The following is a 16,467-nucleotide window of genomic DNA, read 5'->3' as shown; positions in this document are numbered from 1 at the left end:
AACCTTAGCGTTCAATAGTGCCGATACGGCGGATCTTCTTCTGCAGCAGCAGCACGCCGTAGAGCAGCGCTTCCGCCGTGGGCGGGCAGCCGGGCACGTAGATGTCGATCGGCACGATGCGGTCGCAGCCACGCACCACCGAATAGGAGTAGTGGTAGTAGCCGCCGCCATTGGCGCAGGAGCCCATCGAGATGACGTAGCGCGGCTCCGGCATCTGGTCGTAGACCTTGCGCAGCGCCGGCGCCATCTTGTTGGTCAGGGTGCCCGCGACGATCATCACGTCAGACTGCCGCGGCGAGGCACGCGGCGCGAAGCCGAAGCGCTCGACGTCGTAGCGTGGCATCGAGACCTGCATCATCTCGACCGCGCAGCAGGCCAGACCGAAGGTCATCCACATCAGGGAGCCGGTGCGCGCCCAGGTGATGAGGTCATCGGCCGCGGCGACGAAGAAGCCCTTGTCGGACAGCTCGTGATTCACCTCAAGGAAAAACGGATCGTTGGCGCCGACCGGCTTGCCGGTCGACGGATCAAGAATACCCTTCGGAGCCATGGCGATCTCAGATTTGGCAATCGCCGGCTGGGAGGTTGCGGCGGTGGGGCTCAATCCCATTCGAGCGCGCCTTTCTTCCATTCATACGCAAACCCGACCGTCAGCACGGCCAGGAACACCATCATCGACCAGAACCCGGTGGCGCCGAGCTTTCCGAACGCCACGGCCCAGGGGAACAGGAACGCCACTTCGAGGTCGAAGATGATGAAGAGGATCGCCACCAGATAGAAGCGGACGTCGAACTTCATGCGGGCGTCGTCAAAAGCGTTGAATCCGCATTCATAGGCGGAAAGCTTCTCGGGGTCCGGCGATTGGAACGCGACCAGGAACGGTGCGATCAGGAGCGCCAGACCGATCAGGCTCGCAACTCCGATAAAGACCACAAGTGGGAGATAATTCTGCAGGATGCCGGTCATCGGCGAGGCCTTCTTGCTGCGGTTTCGGACGCGCCGCAGATTCGTTGATTGGAATTGTTCTTGAGGCTTTAGCGCAGCGCAACAGAGGGCGCAAGACAAGCTATTTTGACGCTTTTACCGTCCTTCCCGCGGGCTCTTGGCCTCATCAGGCGGATGCGCTTGCCTCCATGGGTAACGCCGCGGCGGCCATCCTGTGCCCTGCGCTCTTGCCATATCAGCCCAGCCCCCGTTCGGCAGCGAGCATCTCGGCGGCGGCCAGGGTGAGCCGATCGATGTGTCCGAGCAGCAGCTCGAGATCCCCTGGCGCAAGCTGTTCCAGCAGGCGCCGGTTTCGCTCCTGGGCGCCGGCCACGATGGCATCATGGGCGGCCAGGCCGGCCTTGGTGAGAGAGACCAGGGTCTCCCGGTTGTCGCGCGGATTGGTCGCCTTCGCCACCAGCTTGCGCGCCACGAGCTCGGCGAGCGCCCGGCTGATCTGCCCCTTGTCCATGCCGACGGCCTCGGCGAGCCGCACCACACTCATCGGCGGCCGCCGGCCGAGCGAGGCGACCAGACCGAACTCGACCGAGGACAGGCCGGTCAGGCGCTTGTAGCGCAGCATCGCGCCGCGCCTGAGCAGGTTCGCCAGCACCATCAGCCGCGACGACATCATCGCGGTGATCGGCGCCAGTTCGGAATCGACAACGGCCTCCGGCGGCAAGGCCCTCTCAGTCCTGAGCTTCTCGGTCATCACCAACCTCTGCCAACAAAGCCGCGCGCTGCCAAGCTCATCGATATCGTTGACATTGTCATCGATCTATCGTTGACTTGGTCAACGATAGATCAGCCGCCGGCGCCAGACCAGCGGCGGGGAGGACAACATGACGATCACCCAGCGGGACCGCGATCTCGGCACGGCCTATGCGATGAAGCCGTCCAGCACCCGGACCGAGCTCACCTCGGTCGGCCGCGGCACGCCGATGGGCGAGCTGCTGCGCCGGTATTGGCACCCGGTCGGCCTCACCGGTGACGCCGCCGATATCCCCAGAAAAGTCCGCGCGCTTGGCGAAGACCTGATCCTGTTCCGCGACCGGCATGGCCTGGCCGGCCTGCTGCATGCGCGCTGCTGCCACCGCGGCACCACGCTCTATTACGGCAAGGTCGAGGAAGACGGCATCCGCTGCTGCTATCACGGCTGGAAGTTCGACACCGAGGGCCGCTGCCTCGAACAACCCTGCGAGCCCGAAGGCGGCCTGTTCAAGGACAAGGTGCGCCAGCCCTGGTATCCGGTGCAGGAACGCTACGGCCTGATCTTCGCCTATATGGGGCCGGCCGAGAAAAGGCCGGTGCTGCCGCGCTACGAGTGCCTGGAGAACATGGACGACGGCGAGTTCGTCGAGGCCGATGATTCCTCGATCGGCGGCGGCGGCCCTGCCGTGATCCCCTGCAACTGGCTGCAGCATTTCGAGAACGTCGCCGACCCCTACCATGTGCCGGTGCTGCACGGCTCGTTCTCAGGGCCGCAGTTCACCAACATGATGGCCTCGATGCCCGAGGTGAAGTTCGAAATGTCGCCGCGCGGCGTCGCGGTGCGTTCGATCCGCAGGCAGGACGACGGCAAGGTGTTCTATCGCGTCACCGAGGCCGCCCTCCCCACACTGCGCGTCGTGCCCAATCCGCGCGTCGCGCAGTTCGCGCGCATCGAATCGATCGGCTGGACCTTGCCGATCGACGACACCTCGTTTCGCATCTACGTCGCCGGCCGGGTCAAGAACGCGGGCGATATCGGGCGGATGCGCTCGAAGTTCAACGGCAAGTTCTGGTGGGACATGACCGAGGCCGAGCACCAGCAATTCCCCGGCGACTACGAGGCCCAGGTCGGCCAGGGGCCGGTGACAATCCATTCGGAAGAGCATTTTGGCCAGAGCGACCGCGGCATCCTGATGATCCGACGGATGCTCGCTGACCAGCTCGAGGCCATGGCCACCGGCCGCGACCCGATCGGGGTGTCGTTCGACGCCGACACGAGGCCGGTCGAATTCGAGGCAGGGAATTACATCCGCGAGGCGTAAGGCCCGCGCGCAAGCAACAACAACAAAGAAGATCGGGGGAGGAAGTGATGGTCGATGTCGCACCGCAGGCGGCCGCGCCAACCCAAGCTGCGGCCGCGCCCTCGGCGCGCCGCTACTACGTCCTCGCCTTGCTCACGATCATCTACGCCCTCAACTTCCTCGACCGCACCATCTTCAACGTGCTGATCGAACCGATCAAGAAGGAGTTCACGCTCAGCGACACCACGATGGGCCTGCTCGCCGGGTTCGGTTTCGTGCTGTTCTATTCGCTGCTCGGCATTCCGATCGCGCGGATGGCCGATCGCCTCAGCCGCCGCAACATCGTCGCGATCGCCTTCGCGTTCTGGAGCGCGATGACCTATCTCTGCGGCCTCGCCTCCAGCGTCACGACGCTGGTATTGGCCCGGGTCGGCGTCGGCATCGGGGAGTCGGCGGGCACGCCGGCCTCGCAATCGATGATCGCCGATCTGTTCGACAAGAACGAACGCCCCCGCGCGCTCGGCATCTACGCGATCGGCACCTATCTCGGCGTCTTCCTCGGCTATTTCATCGGCGGCTATGTCAACCAGCACTATGGCTGGCGGATGGCGTTCTTCACCGCGGGCCTGCCCGGCATCGCGCTCGCCGCCGTCTTGTGGCTGACGATCGCCGAGCCGAAGCGCGGCGCGATGGCCGAGACCTTCAAGGCTGAGCCGATCGGGCCGACGCTGCGCTTCCTGGCATCGCAGCCGAGCTTCGTCATCGTGCTGGTCGGCTTTTGTCTGACGACCTACACCAACTACGCCACCGCGGTGTGGATCCCGCCGTTCCTGGCGCGCATCCATCACCTCACCAGCGCCGAGATCGGCACCTATGCCGGCACCTTCAAGGGTCTCGCCGGCATGGCGGGCACCCTGATCGGCGGCCTCGTCGTGGCCCAGATCGGCCGCCGCGACGACCGCTGGAAGCTGTGGGCGCCCGCGATCATGTCCGGCCTCGCCGGCCCGGTGTTCGCGCTGTGCATGCTGACGCAAAGCTTCACGCTGATGGTCGCGACCCTGGCGCTGACCTCGTTCATGGTCGGCTTCCATCTCGGCCCGATCTTCGCGATCGCCCAGACTGTGGCAAAACCCAGCATGCGCGCGCTGGCCTCGGCGATCGTGCTGCTGACCGCGACCTGCTTCGGCCAGGGCATCGGCCCCCTCGCCGTCGGCATGATCAACGACGCGCTGAAAGGCACCTACGGCGTCGATGCGGTTCGCTACTCGCTGCTGTCGGCCGCGCTCACGACGACGCTCGGTGCCCTGCTGTTCGTGTGGGCGGCGCGCGCGATCCGCGCCGACATCGCGCGCGCCAGCTAGCACCCGTCTCAGCCGAGCCGGCGCGCGATGTCAGGCGGCGCTCACGTCAGCTTTCCCGTATATTCCTCCAGCGCCACCCAGGCGTCCGCGCCGTAGGTCTTCTGCCACTGCGTGTAGAAGCCGGCCTTCACCAGCGCGGCTCTGAACTGCACGGGATCGGGCTTGTTGAAGGTCATGCCCTTTTCGGTCAGCTCGGCCTGCAGCGAGCGGTCCATCTCGACCAGATCGGCGCGCTCCTTCACCGCCGCGGCGTCGAACGCGGCATTGATGAGCTCGAGCAGATCGGGCGGCAGGGCCGCCATCGCGCGGCGGTTGCCGAGGATCCAGTAACCGCTCCAGCAATGGTTCGAGAGCGCGCAGAATTTCTGCACCTCGTAGAGCTTGCCGGTCGAGACCTGCGCCAGCGGGTTCTCCTGCCCTTCGACGATGTGGGTCTGCAGCGCCGAATAGAGTTCGCTGTAGGAGATGCTCGACGGCAGCGCGCCAAGCCCTGAGAACAGCGACGTCAGCAATGCCGTCACCGGCACGCGGATCTTGAAACCCTTGAGATCGTCGACGCTGTTGAGCTGCCGGCTCGACGACGAGGTGATCTGGCGGAAGCCGTTGTCCCAGACCTTCTTCAGCGGCACGACGCCGGTCTTCGTGATCGCATCGCGCACGAGGTCGCCGACGCCGCCGTCCATCGCCGCCCAGACCTGGTCGTAAGACTGAAAGGCGAAACCGATGCTGGGCAGCCCCGATAGCGGCACCAGCGTCGACAGTGTCATGCTGGGCGCGGCCAGCAGCTCAATCCCGCCGGCGCGGACCTGCGACAGCATCTCCGGATCGCCGCCGAGCTGGCTGTTGGCGAACACCGTGATGTTGACCCGGCCGGACGACCGCGCGCCGACCGCCTTGGCGGCCTCAGTCAGGCGGATTGTTAGCGGATGGGTTTCCGGAGTGTTGACACCAAGCTTGAAGTCGAACTCGGCCGCCGCAACGGCGCGCTTACCAAACATCGTGGCGGCGAGTGCCGCGGAGCCGGTTCCAAGCACCCGGCGCCGGGTTAGTCTCATTGTTTTCATTATTGTTTTTCTCCCAAGCGCATTTCCGCGCCTGGGGCAGTTTTTGCCGGCCGGCAGTGTGACGCAAGGCACGGTGAAACCAATCCGCCCGTGGCACGAAACCATTTCCCGGAACTCACGAAACGATCCGGAAACAGATGGGCCTTACCACTACCTGCCATAGACGGCGCACAGACGCCCGGAGGCGACCATGAACCACTCGATCCATTCAGCTGACCGCGCGACCCATCTCAAGATTGTGGTGGTTGCCCTTATTGCGGGGATCGGGATCGCGGCGCTCGGTATTTCGGCCCGGAACAACGCGGATTTCACCCAGACTGCCCAAACCACCCAGGTCATCAAGGCCGGCAAACCGGTGGCGATCACCTCGTCGGGCACCTCGACGGTCCGCTAAAGATTTCTGCTGGCTTCCACAGGTAAGACGGCCGCCCTCGGGCGGCCTTTTTTGTTGGTCCTGATCGTCTCTAGCTCGGACCAGCATGGTGTGGCCTTTGCGAGCAAGTTCGGCTACGGCGATTGCCGGACCACCGAGACCGGGGCGCGCGCCATCGACGTGTGCAAGGTCGCAACCCGGCTGAGTGCCGCGAATGACTGAGCCTCGCCTCGCCGGCGACAACATTGCGAAGCCGCAGGATGCTTCCCGCACCGACGGGGCGCCCTTGCTCGGTCTTCCGGCATCGCTGCCGCTGGTGCTCGACCTCGACGGCACGCTGATCACGGGCGACCTGCTCTATCTCAGCTTCTTCTCGATCCTGCGCCGCAATCCGCTGATCGTCGTGTCATGCGCCGCCTGGCTGACGCTCGGCCGCGCGGCGCTCAAGCGCCGGCTCGCACAGCGCCAGCGCATCGACTGGAGCCGGATCGAACTGCACCAGGACGTCGTCGCATTGGCCGAGCACGAGAACGCGGCCGGCCGCCGCATTGTGCTGGCAACGGCGGCCGACGCGCTGCTCGCACAGAAGCTGGCGTCGCGCCTTCCGTGGATCGATCAGGTGCTTGCCTCCGACGGCGAACATAATCTCAAGGGCGCCAACAAGGCCGACCTGTTGCGGAGGACCTTTCCCGGGGGCTTCATCTACGCCGGCGACAGCGCGTCCGACCTCGCGGTCTGGGCCCACGCCGCCGGCATCATCACCGTCAATGCCCGCAATGCCGTGCGCGCCGCCGCGGCCGGTCTCGGCAGGCCGACGCTGCATCTGCAGGGCCGCGCGGCCGCGGCGAAATCTTAACCGCGCCCTAACGCGGTCGTTCGATTGCAATCCGCTCCGCGACCCCAGTCTTAAAAGTTGCGCGGCTAAGGTCGGCGTCAACAAAGGCGCAGGCCACAATGAATTTGCAGCAGCAAGTAATTTCAACCGGCTTCAAGATCATCTGCACGGATTGCGGCAGCCTGGCGATCAAGGTCGCCGATCCGGCGCACGCATCCGGCGACACCATCATCGAATGCCGCCGCTGCAACGCGGTGCGCGGCACGGTCGCGGACCTGCACAATTTGGCGCGGCGCGGCCGCGACCTGTTCGAATTCTAACCGCGGCCCCGCCAATGCTGTCAGACCCGAAGGCGACCACGCAGAGCGACGTTCCCTTGGACACGGTCTGGTCGATCCTCGAGGCCGCCAACGAATTGGGCGATACTCACACGGTTGACGCCTGTCGCCGCATCATCGACGCCAATTTGCGCGGCGATGCGCCGGGACAATCCGACCTCAACGCGGTCGCCGCATTCTTTGCCTGATCAAGGCAAGGTGTTGCCGTTGTGTGAATTCAATAGAGCATCGCGGTGACGAATGGCCAGGCAGAAACATAACAACACAGACCGAGATATTGCTTAACTTGCTTCGTCCAGGGCCGACCGGCTAGCTGCCTGGCAGCTTTCGGATTCGGACGGACCGATGACATTGACGCGCAGTGACCTGGTTGTCGGGGTCACGATCCCCGGGTTCTTCGTCCTCAGCGTCGCCTCGATGATCGCCTGCGGGCACGCATTCCCGGCGATGCATGTCTGGCGATCCGGCATCACCGCGCAGGCCGTCCTCGGCACCGCCATCATGGTCGCGTTCGTCCCGGCGTTCGTCGCGGCACGATTCAGCTTCGGTTATCTGGTCGGCTTCTCGCTGCTGTCAGCCGTGATCGGCTTCGTCTGGCTCAGCTTCTTCAGCGCATTCGACTATCCGCACGCCATCGCCCGCTGGGCCATGATCGCCGCGCTGGCCGCAGCGATGATCCCTCTGATGTTACAGAACATCCCGGTTTGGCGGCCCGATTTGTCCGATGCGGCCGTCAAGCGCATCGTGGTTCTGCTGCTGGCGTCGTGCCTTGCCGTGCTGATCGGCGACATCTCCTACGGGGCCAATCTTGGCGATCCCTATGGCGCAGCCCGCACCGCCGTGGTGCGGCCGGCGCTGATGAACTATCTCACCGGGATCATGATCGGCGCGGTCCTGCCCTACCTGTTCGCGCATTTCGCATCGCGCAGGCGGTGGATGCCGGCGGCCGGGGTGCTGCTGCTTGCGCTTTGCTTCTATCCCGTCGTCAACAACAAGACCGTCCTTCTGTTGCCGATCTGGCTGCCGTTTCTGTTCTGGCTGTACGGCCGGTTCGACCCACGGCTGGCCACGGTGCTCGCATTTCTGATCCCGATGATCGTCGGCCTTTCGGCTTTCGTCATTCTCGCCGCCGACAAGACCTACATCGTGTTCAGCACCATCAATCTGCGCTTCGTCGCGATCCCGTCGCTCGCGCTCGATCAATACGCCGACTTCTTCGCGCACCGCGAGCACACCCGGTTCTGCCAGATCACCGTCCTGCGATACATGGCCGCCTGCCCGTACGGCGAGCTTGGCCCGACCCTCGGAGCGATTTATCAGGACGGCAATTTCAACGCGTCCTTCCTCGCCACCGAGGGCATCGCATCGGTCGGTCTTGCGCTCGCCCCGGTGTCGGCTTTCGTCTGTGGTCTGATCCTGTCAGTGGGATCAATGGTCTCAAAGCACCTGTCGCCGCGCTTCATCGCGGTTTCGTCGGGCATCGCAGTTCAGGCGATCATGAACGTGCCGCTCACGACAGGCCTGCTGTCGAACGGGATAGCACTGCTGTTCCTGCTGTGGTGGCTGACGCCCGAACAGCGCGTGGCATTATCGGTCAGGCCCGAGCAGGCCGCTCAACCGGTCAGCGTTGTCGGCCTCGCGGCGTCCTGATCTGTCGCGGCAATCGCCAGGTGCAGTGAACAGGAGGGAGGCAACTGGTTACGGCACCGGTCCAGAAGGACCAATGGTTTCGGGCCAAACACGCTGCTAAGTCATTGAAATGAATGGCGCGAGAGACGGGACTCGAACCCGCGGCCTCCGCCGTGACAGGGCGGCGCTCTAACCAACTGAGCTACTCCCGCGGATGCCGATCGTCGGATTGATCCGCGCAGGACCGAGGGCATAAAGGCCCGCATCCGGTTAGTCAAGGACGTTGCGGATCCCTGCACAGCATCGGCATTTTCGCGGCACGTACGCGGGTTGTCGCCTGTTTTCAGGGGAAACGGCGTAGTCAGCGAAGCCCCGAATCAAATAAGGCCTGATACGTCTGGGTTTCCTGTGGCCGGCCCGGCGCTGCCCGTTCCCGGAACCGGCGGTTTTCAGGACTTGTCCGGACGCATTTCCCGACGCGAACGGCGCGCCATTCGCGTGAAAAGCAGCAATCCAGCCATTCAGCAACGAGGAGGGCCAGACATGGCGAAGAAAGCAGCGACACCGGCGACGATCACGCTGAAGCATTTGGCGGCGGCCATCGCCGAGGAGCAGGAGCTGTCGAAGAAGCAGGCCGAGGCGATTCTGACCGACATGGTCACCAGGATCACCAAGCACCTCAAGAAGGGCGAGCGCATCAGGATCGTCGGCCTCGGCATCCTGCAGGTCCGCAAGCGCGCCGCCCGCATGGGCCGCAACCCGGCCACCGGCGAACAGATCCATATCAAGGCCAGCAAGAAGGTCGCCTTCCGCGCCGCCAAGGAGCTGAAGGAAGCCGTCTAGCGCCTACTCTCTCCGTTAAGGCAAAGCGCCATTCCGGCTCGTGACGCGGCCCCGGAGTGGCGCTTTTCTGTTATAGGATTGTCCTTCGAAACTCGCCTTGACGCGGTTTGCTCGCGCGAACCAACTTCGCCAAAGCGCATTGTTCGTTTCTCCAGTTTTTTGCGCGGTTTTCATGCTGGCACCGGCTCTCGACTTCAAGCACACCGTCACCGAGCGCTTCCTGCGCTACGTCGTGATCGATACCCAGTCCGACCCGGATTCACCGACCTGCCCCTCCACCGAGAAGCAGAAGAATCTCGGGCGCCTGCTGGTCGCCGAGCTGCAGGCGATGGGGATATCCGACGCGCATCTTGACCCGCACGGATACGTCTACGCGACGATCCCGGCCAACACCGACAAGACAGTGCCGGTGATCTGCTTCTGCTCGCACATGGACACCTCCCCTGACTGCACCGGCAAGAACGTCAGGCCGCAGGTCGTGAAGAACTACCGCGGCGGCGACATCGTGCTGCCCGCCGATGCCTCGCAGGTGATCCGCGCCGCCGAGCACCAAGCGCTGGCCGACCAGATCGGCAACGACATCATCACCACCGACGGCACCACCCTGCTCGGCGCCGACAACAAGGCGGGCCTTGCCGAGATCATGGATGCCGCGCATTTCCTCGTTACCAATCCGCAGGTCAAGCACGGCACCATCAAGATCCTGTTCACGCCGGACGAGGAGATCGGCCGCGGCGTCGACAAGGTCGACATCAAGAAGCTGGGGGCCGATTTCGGCTACACTATGGACGGCGAGACCGCCGGCCATATCGAAGACGAGACCTTCTCGGCCGACGGCGCCAGCATCATCATCGAAGGCGTCGCGACCCATCCGGGCTTCGCCAAGGGCAAGATGGAGCACGCCATCAAGATCGCCGCCGCGATCGTCGATCGCCTGCCGAAGGACAGCTGCTCGCCCGAGACCACCGAGGGCAAGGAAGGCTTCCTACATCCGGTCGCGATCTCCGGCGCGCTGGAGAACGCGCGGATCGACTTCATCGTGCGCGATTTCACCGAGGCCGGCCTGAAGCAGAAGGAAGCGCTGCTGGAAGACATCGTGAAGGACGTCATGAAGGGCTATCCGCGCTCGACCTACCGCATGGAGGTCAAGCAGCAGTACCGCAACATGAAGGATGTGATCGATCGCCACCCGCAGATCGTGGCCTATGCGATCGAGGCGATCGAGCGCGCCGGTCTCACGCCGGTGAAGACCTCGATCCGCGGCGGCACGGACGGCTCGCGGCTGTCCTTCATGGGACTGCCCTGCCCGAACATCTTCGCCGGCGAGCACGCGTTCCATTCGCGGCTCGAATGGGTCAGCCGGCAGGACATGGAGAAGGCCGTGCAGACCATCGTGCACCTGGCGATGATCTGGGAAGAGAAGGCCTGATCAGGCCCGCGCCGTCACGATCCAGATCGCGCCGGGCAGCAGCACCGCATCGCCCTTGACAAACGGCGCCAGCGCCTCGCGCATCGAGGCGATCGCCGCAGCGCGCACCTCATCAGGGTGCCCTTCCAGCGCGCGGCTGGCCGGCCCGATCTCGAGCGCGCCCTGGATCGCGGCATCGATGCCGCGCCCGGTCGCGACATCAAGCTCAACCCGGCACGGCTCCATGGCAATGCCGGAGAAGCCGGCTTCGCCCAGGATCCGCTTCACCCTCGCCTCGGAGGCGAACGCGAACGGGCCGGGATCCTCGGGCCCGAGCGGCGGCAGTTTCGGCACGTGCTTGTAGACGGCAGCAAGCGGCGTCATGAAGAACGGATTTTCGCGCGGCTCCTGCCAGCAGGCGAAGGCGAGACGGCCCGTCGGCTTCATCGCCTTGTGCAGATTGGCGAACGACACCACGGGATCGGCAAAGAACATCACGCCAAAGCGCGAGGCCAACAGATCGAAGCTCTCGCCGACAAAGGGATAGACGGTCGCATCGGCCAGCGCGAACTCGACCGGCAAACCCTGCGGCGCGCTCTGCCGCGCCCGCGTCAGCATCGGCTCCGAGACATCGACGCCGAGCACGTGACCCGCGGGCGCGACCTTGGCCGCCAGCGCGAAGCTCGAGGCGCCGCTGCCACAGCCGACATCGACGACGCGTTCGCCGGCTTTCGGCGCAGCGCGATCGATCAAGAGGTCGAGCACCGGTTGCAGCACGATGTCCTGCGCGGCCTGCCGTGTGGCCCATCGCTGACCGCCCGGCCCGTTCCAGTATGCGATCTGATCGGCGTTTTGCGGGTGGCCTGCGTTCATGCGATCCAAACCTCGTTAGGAAGCTTCTGTCGTCTCATGCTTGGGCATGATCCTTTTCGGAATACCGCTTCGCACTTTTCCGGATCATGCCCTAGCAAGTCTCGCGCGTCGCCGCGCGCAGCATCGGCATCAGCTGATAGGTGAATCCGGCATCGGCTTTGGTGACGGGATCGTTGGCGACGATCTCCTGCGGATCGGCATCGTCAGGCAATTGCAGCACGCCGAGCCCCCAGACCCCGGCGGGATCGGCGACCGGTCCGAACACCAGCGCCTTGCCGGCCTGCAGCAGTTCGCCGCAATAGGCGACGTGCGCCTGCATGATGGCGGCTTCCTGCGGCGTCATATCCTGCGGAAAGGTCGGGCGCGGTCCGGTCAATTTGCAGACGTAGTATTTCATCGACCTGATCAGCGCTCGGAACTCTATTTGGCGGCTGCGCTCGTGGGCTTGGCCGGTTTCGGCTTCGCGGCATTCGCCTTGGGCGCGCCCTGCCCGTCGCTGCGCGCGATGCCCCATGGATCGGTCGGCTTCTGATCCGGCACACCGCTGAGCGCACGCTGATAGGCGCGCTGCTGCCGCGCCTCATTGGCCGCATCGGCCGGCGACTTCTCGACCTCTTCGCGATAGCGCTGAACGTGATCCGACTGTGCGAATGCGGGTCCGGCAATCATGGTGAGAAGAAAAATCGCGGCGAATTTGCGCATGCATCAAGTTCCCGGTTAGGCGGACAGAATAGCATCGCTGCAGCGTCGGCATCAAATCTGAGCGCGTGACTTTCGGCACCTTTCGCACCATCGGGGATCGAATGACATTCGGCACGCCAGCGCGGAGCAAGCGCGGTCCCGGCCATCCCCATGAGACTACTCCACGGCCGGGATCGCGCCCTCTCCGCGCGTTCACCGAGAGCCATGCAATGGCCTTACTCCGTAGGGCTCATCAACCAGAGGCGGCTTTGCAGCTCGTGAAACACCGCGCCACCGTCATCCTGCACGAGCATGTGCAAGCGGAGGCCGAGCTGGTCGGACGAGCCGCGGTTCTCACCGATGGAACCGCAGGGACCGTCGAGGGCGTGTTTCTGGACGAATCTCACGGGTTGCGCATCTCGATCAAGGGCCACATCGGGAAGTGGCCGATCGCGACCATCAGGATGCTTCAGCCATAGGGCCGGATCCAGCGCCTTTACCTGAACGAGCAAGCGCCCAATCATCGGGAGAAACATGCCCGCCCGTCCGGACGGCTGGGCCGCTCGATAGGCTTCGCCTGAGGGTCGCGAATGGTGGGCGGTGAGAGGATCGAACTCCCGACCAATGGTGTGTAAAACCAGTGCTCTACCGCTGAGCTAACCGCCCTTGCCAGCGCGCCTCTTTAGCCTCGCCAGCCCTCAGGGCGCAAGGTCGCAAACGCCTCAATCCGTCAGCTCCAATCCTTGGGGCGCGCTGGCAATTCCTTGAGATCATTGATCCATGGCGCGGCAGAGCGGCACCAGACCTGGCGTCGCGGGGTCAATTGGCCGCGCTGGCGAATGCTGCCCCAGCGGATGCCCCAGTCGCCGGGCCCGCCGTCCTCGCCGCTCGTGAACAGCGGCGAACCGCAATCGCCGCAAAAGTGCTGAAAGCGGATTCGGCCGTTATCGCCCCGCTTGCTGTAGAGCTTCGGCGCACCTGCGGTCAGCCGCACCTGTTCGGCGCTACAGATCACCGTGACGCGGTAGGGCGAGCCGGTCAGCGCCTGGCAGTCCGTGCAATGACAGATCGAGACGCATTCGGGGTCGATCTCGGCCTGATAGGTGATAGCCCCACAATGGCATTGCCCGTCGATACGCATGTAGCGCTCTCCAATTCCGTCAAACAAAGCAACCGCCGTGGGCGCGGTTCCATCGTCCAGGGGGGCCTGGCTCTCGGCCCACCTCCCTTAACGGAGCAACATCGGTATCCCATAGCTACCTTGTTTGGGATACCAAATCGGGATACGAAACTTGCCAGACCGAGATTCTGTGCCCGCTAAGGCGGCCAAAGGACGGCGCCATGTCGCAGATGCTTCAGATCCATGACCAGCTCCGGGAGATGATCCTGTCGCTCGACCTTGGCCCCGGCGAGCGGCTGACCGAGCGCTGGCTGGAGAGCCGGTTCGAGGGATCGCGCACGCCGATCCGTGCCGCGCTGGTCCGGCTCGAAGGCGAAGAGCTGGTGCGCCGCGACGGCCGCAACTGGATTGTCGCACCGATCGACCTCGGCGAGCTGGAGGCGCTTGCCGAGTTCCGGATTCCGCTGGAGACGACGGCGGTGCGCCTCGCCTGCGCGCGGGCGAGCGCAGCCGATATCGCCGGCGTCGAGGAGATGCTGGATGCCTGCCAGTCCGGCGCGCCGCGCGAGGAATGGCATCGGGTCGGCACCGATTTCCATGTCGAGATCGCGCGGCTCTCCCGCAATCCCTTCATCGTCAAGGCGATCGCCGGCGCCATGACGAGGCTGTCGCGGGCGCGCTGGCTGGAAGTGTGGACCGAGCCGTCGCGCGAGCAGGCCTGGCGCGAGCACCGGCGCATCCTCGGCTTCATCAAGGCCAACGATCCCGATGCCGCCGCGCGCGAGGCCGCCGACCACATCACCGATACCCGTAATCGCCTGCTGCGTTCGCTGAACGAGGATCGCCGCGGCCTGCGGGCGCGCGGCTTCGCCGTGATCGGGCTGCGCTGACATGAACATCGAAGTCGATCGCGAAGCCCTGCTCGACGCGGGCCCCTGGAAACGCAATTTGATCGTCTGCGTGTTCGGCTCCTTCACGACAATCGTGGGGATGACGCTGCTGCTGCCGTTCCTGCCGCTCTATGTCGAGCAACTCGGCGTGACCGATCATGCCGCGATCGTGCAATGGTCGGGCGTCGCCTATGGCGCAACCTTCTTCAGCGCGGCGCTGACGGCACCGCTGTGGGGACGGCTCGCCGATCGCTACGGCCGCAAGCTGATGCTGATCCGCGCCAGCCTCGGCATGGCGATCGCGATGTCGCTGATCGGCATGGCGCACAACGTCTATGAGCTGGTCGGCCTGCGGCTGCTGACCGGCCTGCTCGGCGGCTACGCGTCGGGTTCGACCGTGCTGGTCGCGGCACAGACGCCGAAAGCGCGATCCGGCTGGGCGATCGGCGTGCTGTCGGCCGGCATCATGGCCGGCAGCCTGGTCGGTCCCTTAATCGGCGGCGTGCTGCCGGGGCTGATCGGCATCCGCGCGACATTCTTCCTGATCGGCGGCGTCATCTTCTTCACCTTCCTCGGCACGACGTTCCTGATCCGCGAGGAAGCACGTCCGAAGACCGCGAAAGGCGGCAAGGCGCGCGGCGGCTGGTCGCTGGTCCCGGACAAGCGCCCTGTCGTCGCGATGTGGGGAACCGGCCTGCTGCTGATGGTCGCCAACATGTCGATCGAGCCGATCATCACGGTCTATGTCGCGCAACTCGTCGAGGCACCGCAGGTGACGTTCGTCGCCGGCCTCGTGATGTCGGCGGCGGCGTTCGGCAGCCTGCTGTCGTCCTCGCATCTCGGCAAGCTGGCCGATCGGGTCGGCCACTGGCGGATCATCACCATCTGCCTTGCTGTCTCCGCGCTGCTGTTGATCCCGCAGGCCTTCGTGGTCAGCGGCTGGCAGTTGATCCTGCTGCGCTTCCTGATGGGGCTCGCGCTCGGCGGCCTCCTACCCTGCATCGCGAGCGTGATCCGGCACAACGTGCCTGATGCGGTCACCGGCAGCATGCTCGGCTATTCGATCTCGGCGCAATATGCCGGCCAGGTGATCGGCCCGCTCGGCGGCGGCTTCATCGGCGGCCATATCGGCATGCCCGCGGTGTTCCTCGGCACCAGCGTGCTGATGGCACTCGGCGCGATCGGCAATTTCGTCGTCGAGAGAAAAGACTAGTTCCGGCGCCGGCAACTCGATCGTTCCGTACCGCAACGATGAAAAAGCCCGTCGGGGTGTCGGAATGCGCGCCATTGGTTCGTTCTTTGCTGTGAAGCCAGCAAATGGAGATATCCAATGGCCGACCTGACGCTTACCACCTTCGATTGGGTTCCGGAGATGCCGCGGGGATTTGTGCGCGACCTCCGGGTGCGCTGGGCATTGGAAGAGGCGCGCTTGCCGTATCGCGTTGCGAGCGTGCCGTTTCGCGATCGGAGCGCCGAGCACTTCGCGCACCAGCCGTTCGGCCAGGTGCCGTGGCTGACCGACGGCGACATCTCGATTTTCGAGAGCGGCGCGATCCTGCTGCATCTCGGCGAGCGCAGCGACGCGCTGCTGCCGACCGATCCGCGCCAACGCAGCGAGGCTTTGAAATGGCTGTTCGCAGCGCTCAACTCGGTCGAGATGGCGAGCCTGCCCTGGTCGCTCCTGGTATTCTCGGGCGAGAGCGGCGGCACGTCGGCATGGACACGCTTCGACGGCTTCCTGCAATCCCGGCTCAGGCACATGGAGCCGGTGCTGACGGGCCGCAAATGGCTGGCCGGGCCGTTCTCCGTCGCCGACGTTCTCATGGCGGATGCGCTGCGCCTGGTCGACCGCTTCGACGGACTGGCGGAATATCCCGCATGTCGCGACTACGTCGCGCGCGCCACGGCCCGGCCGGCTTTCGCAAAAGCGCATGCCGATCAGATGGCGCACTTTGCCGCCGCGGACAGAGCCGCGGCCTTCCCGACCTGATCGCGAACAGCGAAAACAAAAACGGCGCCCGAAGGCGCCGTTTTCTTATGTCGATCGAAGCTCGCT

21 protein-coding genes and 2 tRNA genes are annotated in these 16,467 nt (G+C 64.8%); 13 read left to right on the top strand and 10 right to left on the bottom strand.

Going from position 1 to position 16,467, the window contains the following annotated elements; genetic code table 11:
• Window positions 1-4: 4 nt before the first annotated feature.
• The 3 genes from I6F38_RS02900 to I6F38_RS02890 form a co-directional block, all read right to left on the bottom strand.
• Entirely contained in the window at window positions 5-550 is a 546-nt protein-coding gene (locus I6F38_RS02900) for an NADH-quinone oxidoreductase subunit B (protein ID WP_018271859.1), read from the bottom strand.
• A gap of 50 nt (window positions 551-600) precedes the next feature.
• On the bottom strand, window positions 601-966 hold the full coding sequence (locus I6F38_RS02895; RefSeq protein ID WP_018271860.1) for an NADH-quinone oxidoreductase subunit A: 366 nt from the start codon (window positions 964-966) through the stop codon (window positions 601-603).
• A gap of 214 nt (window positions 967-1,180) precedes the next feature.
• Complete coding sequence (locus I6F38_RS02890; RefSeq protein ID WP_225158987.1) at window positions 1,181-1,696, bottom strand: MarR family transcriptional regulator; 516 nt, start codon at window positions 1,694-1,696, stop codon at window positions 1,181-1,183.
• A gap of 130 nt (window positions 1,697-1,826) precedes the next feature.
• Here I6F38_RS02890 and I6F38_RS02885 point away from each other — a divergent pair, with 130 nt between their 5' ends.
• Window positions 1,827-3,017 (top strand): aromatic ring-hydroxylating dioxygenase subunit alpha, encoded by a 1,191-nt coding sequence (locus I6F38_RS02885; RefSeq protein WP_225158986.1) that lies wholly within the window; start codon window positions 1,827-1,829, stop codon window positions 3,015-3,017.
• Window positions 3,018-3,064: 47 nt separating this feature from the next.
• The gene (locus I6F38_RS02880; protein WP_225158985.1) at window positions 3,065-4,357 is read left to right on the top strand and encodes an MFS transporter; all 1,293 of its coding nucleotides are present in this window, start codon (window positions 3,065-3,067) and stop codon (window positions 4,355-4,357) included.
• A gap of 41 nt (window positions 4,358-4,398) precedes the next feature.
• Here the strand turns inward: I6F38_RS02880 and I6F38_RS02875 are convergent, their stop codons facing one another.
• Window positions 4,399-5,412, bottom strand: a complete 1,014-nt coding sequence (locus I6F38_RS02875; protein ID WP_225159056.1) for a TRAP transporter substrate-binding protein — start codon at window positions 5,410-5,412, stop codon at window positions 4,399-4,401.
• Between the two features lie 199 nt (window positions 5,413-5,611).
• On the opposite strand from I6F38_RS02875, the gene I6F38_RS02870 reads away from it, so the two are divergent.
• From I6F38_RS02870 to I6F38_RS02850, 5 genes are all read left to right on the top strand, one after another.
• Window positions 5,612-5,815, top strand: coding sequence for a hypothetical protein (locus I6F38_RS02870; RefSeq protein ID WP_092077524.1), 204 nt, complete (start codon window positions 5,612-5,614; stop codon window positions 5,813-5,815).
• A gap of 193 nt (window positions 5,816-6,008) precedes the next feature.
• Window positions 6,009-6,650 (top strand): haloacid dehalogenase-like hydrolase, encoded by a 642-nt coding sequence (locus tag I6F38_RS02865; RefSeq protein WP_225158984.1) that lies wholly within the window; start codon window positions 6,009-6,011, stop codon window positions 6,648-6,650.
• A 98-nt stretch (window positions 6,651-6,748) separates the two neighbouring features.
• The gene (locus I6F38_RS02860; protein ID WP_028333962.1) at window positions 6,749-6,949 is read left to right on the top strand and encodes a hypothetical protein; all 201 of its coding nucleotides are present in this window, start codon (window positions 6,749-6,751) and stop codon (window positions 6,947-6,949) included.
• A gap of 14 nt (window positions 6,950-6,963) precedes the next feature.
• Window positions 6,964-7,155 (top strand): hypothetical protein, encoded by a 192-nt coding sequence (locus I6F38_RS02855; protein WP_076825345.1) that lies wholly within the window; start codon window positions 6,964-6,966, stop codon window positions 7,153-7,155.
• Between the two features lie 157 nt (window positions 7,156-7,312).
• Window positions 7,313-8,617 (top strand): hypothetical protein, encoded by a 1,305-nt coding sequence (locus I6F38_RS02850; RefSeq protein WP_225158983.1) that lies wholly within the window; start codon window positions 7,313-7,315, stop codon window positions 8,615-8,617.
• Between the two features lie 114 nt (window positions 8,618-8,731).
• Here I6F38_RS02850 and I6F38_RS02845 read toward each other — a convergent pair.
• Window positions 8,732-8,808: transfer RNA gene (locus I6F38_RS02845), tRNA-Asp, on the bottom strand.
• A 307-nt stretch (window positions 8,809-9,115) separates the two neighbouring features.
• Between I6F38_RS02845 and I6F38_RS02840 the strand changes: the two genes are divergently transcribed.
• Both I6F38_RS02840 and pepT read left to right on the top strand, forming a co-directional pair.
• Window positions 9,116-9,439 (top strand): HU family DNA-binding protein, encoded by a 324-nt coding sequence (locus tag I6F38_RS02840; protein WP_259171327.1) that lies wholly within the window; start codon window positions 9,116-9,118, stop codon window positions 9,437-9,439.
• A gap of 172 nt (window positions 9,440-9,611) precedes the next feature.
• Window positions 9,612-10,868 (top strand): peptidase T, encoded by a 1,257-nt coding sequence (gene pepT / locus I6F38_RS02835; protein ID WP_225158982.1) that lies wholly within the window; start codon window positions 9,612-9,614, stop codon window positions 10,866-10,868.
• Here the strand turns inward: pepT and I6F38_RS02830 are convergent, their stop codons facing one another.
• The 3 genes from I6F38_RS02830 to I6F38_RS02820 all read right to left on the bottom strand — a co-directional run bounded on the left by I6F38_RS02830 (window position 10,869) and on the right by I6F38_RS02820 (window position 12,422).
• Window positions 10,869-11,720 (bottom strand): class I SAM-dependent methyltransferase, encoded by an 852-nt coding sequence (locus I6F38_RS02830; RefSeq protein WP_225158981.1) that lies wholly within the window; start codon window positions 11,718-11,720, stop codon window positions 10,869-10,871.
• Window positions 11,721-11,811: 91 nt separating this feature from the next.
• Window positions 11,812-12,117 carry a YciI family protein gene (locus I6F38_RS02825; protein ID WP_225158980.1) on the bottom strand — a complete coding sequence of 102 codons (306 nt, stop codon included), beginning with the start codon at window positions 12,115-12,117 and terminating at the stop codon, window positions 11,812-11,814.
• Window positions 12,118-12,140: 23 nt separating this feature from the next.
• Window positions 12,141-12,422: a hypothetical protein gene (locus tag I6F38_RS02820; protein ID WP_225158979.1), complete on the bottom strand. Its 282-nt coding sequence runs from the start codon at window positions 12,420-12,422 to the stop codon at window positions 12,141-12,143.
• A gap of 248 nt (window positions 12,423-12,670) precedes the next feature.
• Between I6F38_RS02820 and I6F38_RS02815 the strand changes: the two genes are divergently transcribed.
• Window positions 12,671-12,880, top strand: coding sequence for a PRC-barrel domain containing protein (locus I6F38_RS02815; protein WP_225158978.1), 210 nt, complete (start codon window positions 12,671-12,673; stop codon window positions 12,878-12,880).
• A gap of 112 nt (window positions 12,881-12,992) precedes the next feature.
• On the opposite strand, the gene I6F38_RS02810 is transcribed toward I6F38_RS02815, so the two are convergent.
• Both I6F38_RS02810 and I6F38_RS02805 read right to left on the bottom strand, forming a co-directional pair.
• Window positions 12,993-13,067, bottom strand: a tRNA-Val gene (locus I6F38_RS02810).
• Between the two features lie 64 nt (window positions 13,068-13,131).
• A complete protein-coding gene (locus I6F38_RS02805; protein WP_225158977.1) occupies window positions 13,132-13,542 on the bottom strand; it encodes a GFA family protein in 411 nt (136 codons plus the stop codon).
• 200 nt (window positions 13,543-13,742) lie between these two features.
• On the opposite strand from I6F38_RS02805, the gene I6F38_RS02800 reads away from it, so the two are divergent.
• The 3 genes from I6F38_RS02800 (at window position 13,743) to I6F38_RS02790 (ending at window position 16,401) form a co-directional block, all read left to right on the top strand.
• Entirely contained in the window at window positions 13,743-14,411 is a 669-nt protein-coding gene (locus I6F38_RS02800) for a GntR family transcriptional regulator (RefSeq protein ID WP_225158976.1), read from the top strand.
• Between the two features lies 1 nt (window position 14,412).
• On the top strand, window positions 14,413-15,624 hold the full coding sequence (locus I6F38_RS02795) for an MFS transporter (RefSeq protein WP_168855909.1): 1,212 nt from the start codon (window positions 14,413-14,415) through the stop codon (window positions 15,622-15,624).
• 117 nt (window positions 15,625-15,741) lie between these two features.
• Window positions 15,742-16,401 (top strand): glutathione S-transferase family protein, encoded by a 660-nt coding sequence (locus tag I6F38_RS02790; protein WP_225158975.1) that lies wholly within the window; start codon window positions 15,742-15,744, stop codon window positions 16,399-16,401.
• The last annotated feature ends 66 nt before the right edge of the window (window positions 16,402-16,467 follow it).

It is taken from the genome of Bradyrhizobium sp. BRP56 (assembly GCF_020194035.1).
Classification (GTDB): domain Bacteria; phylum Pseudomonadota; class Alphaproteobacteria; order Rhizobiales; family Xanthobacteraceae; genus Bradyrhizobium; species Bradyrhizobium australafricanum.
Note: the sequence above shows the minus strand (reverse complement) of the source record. Positions and strands in the feature narration are given on the sequence as shown.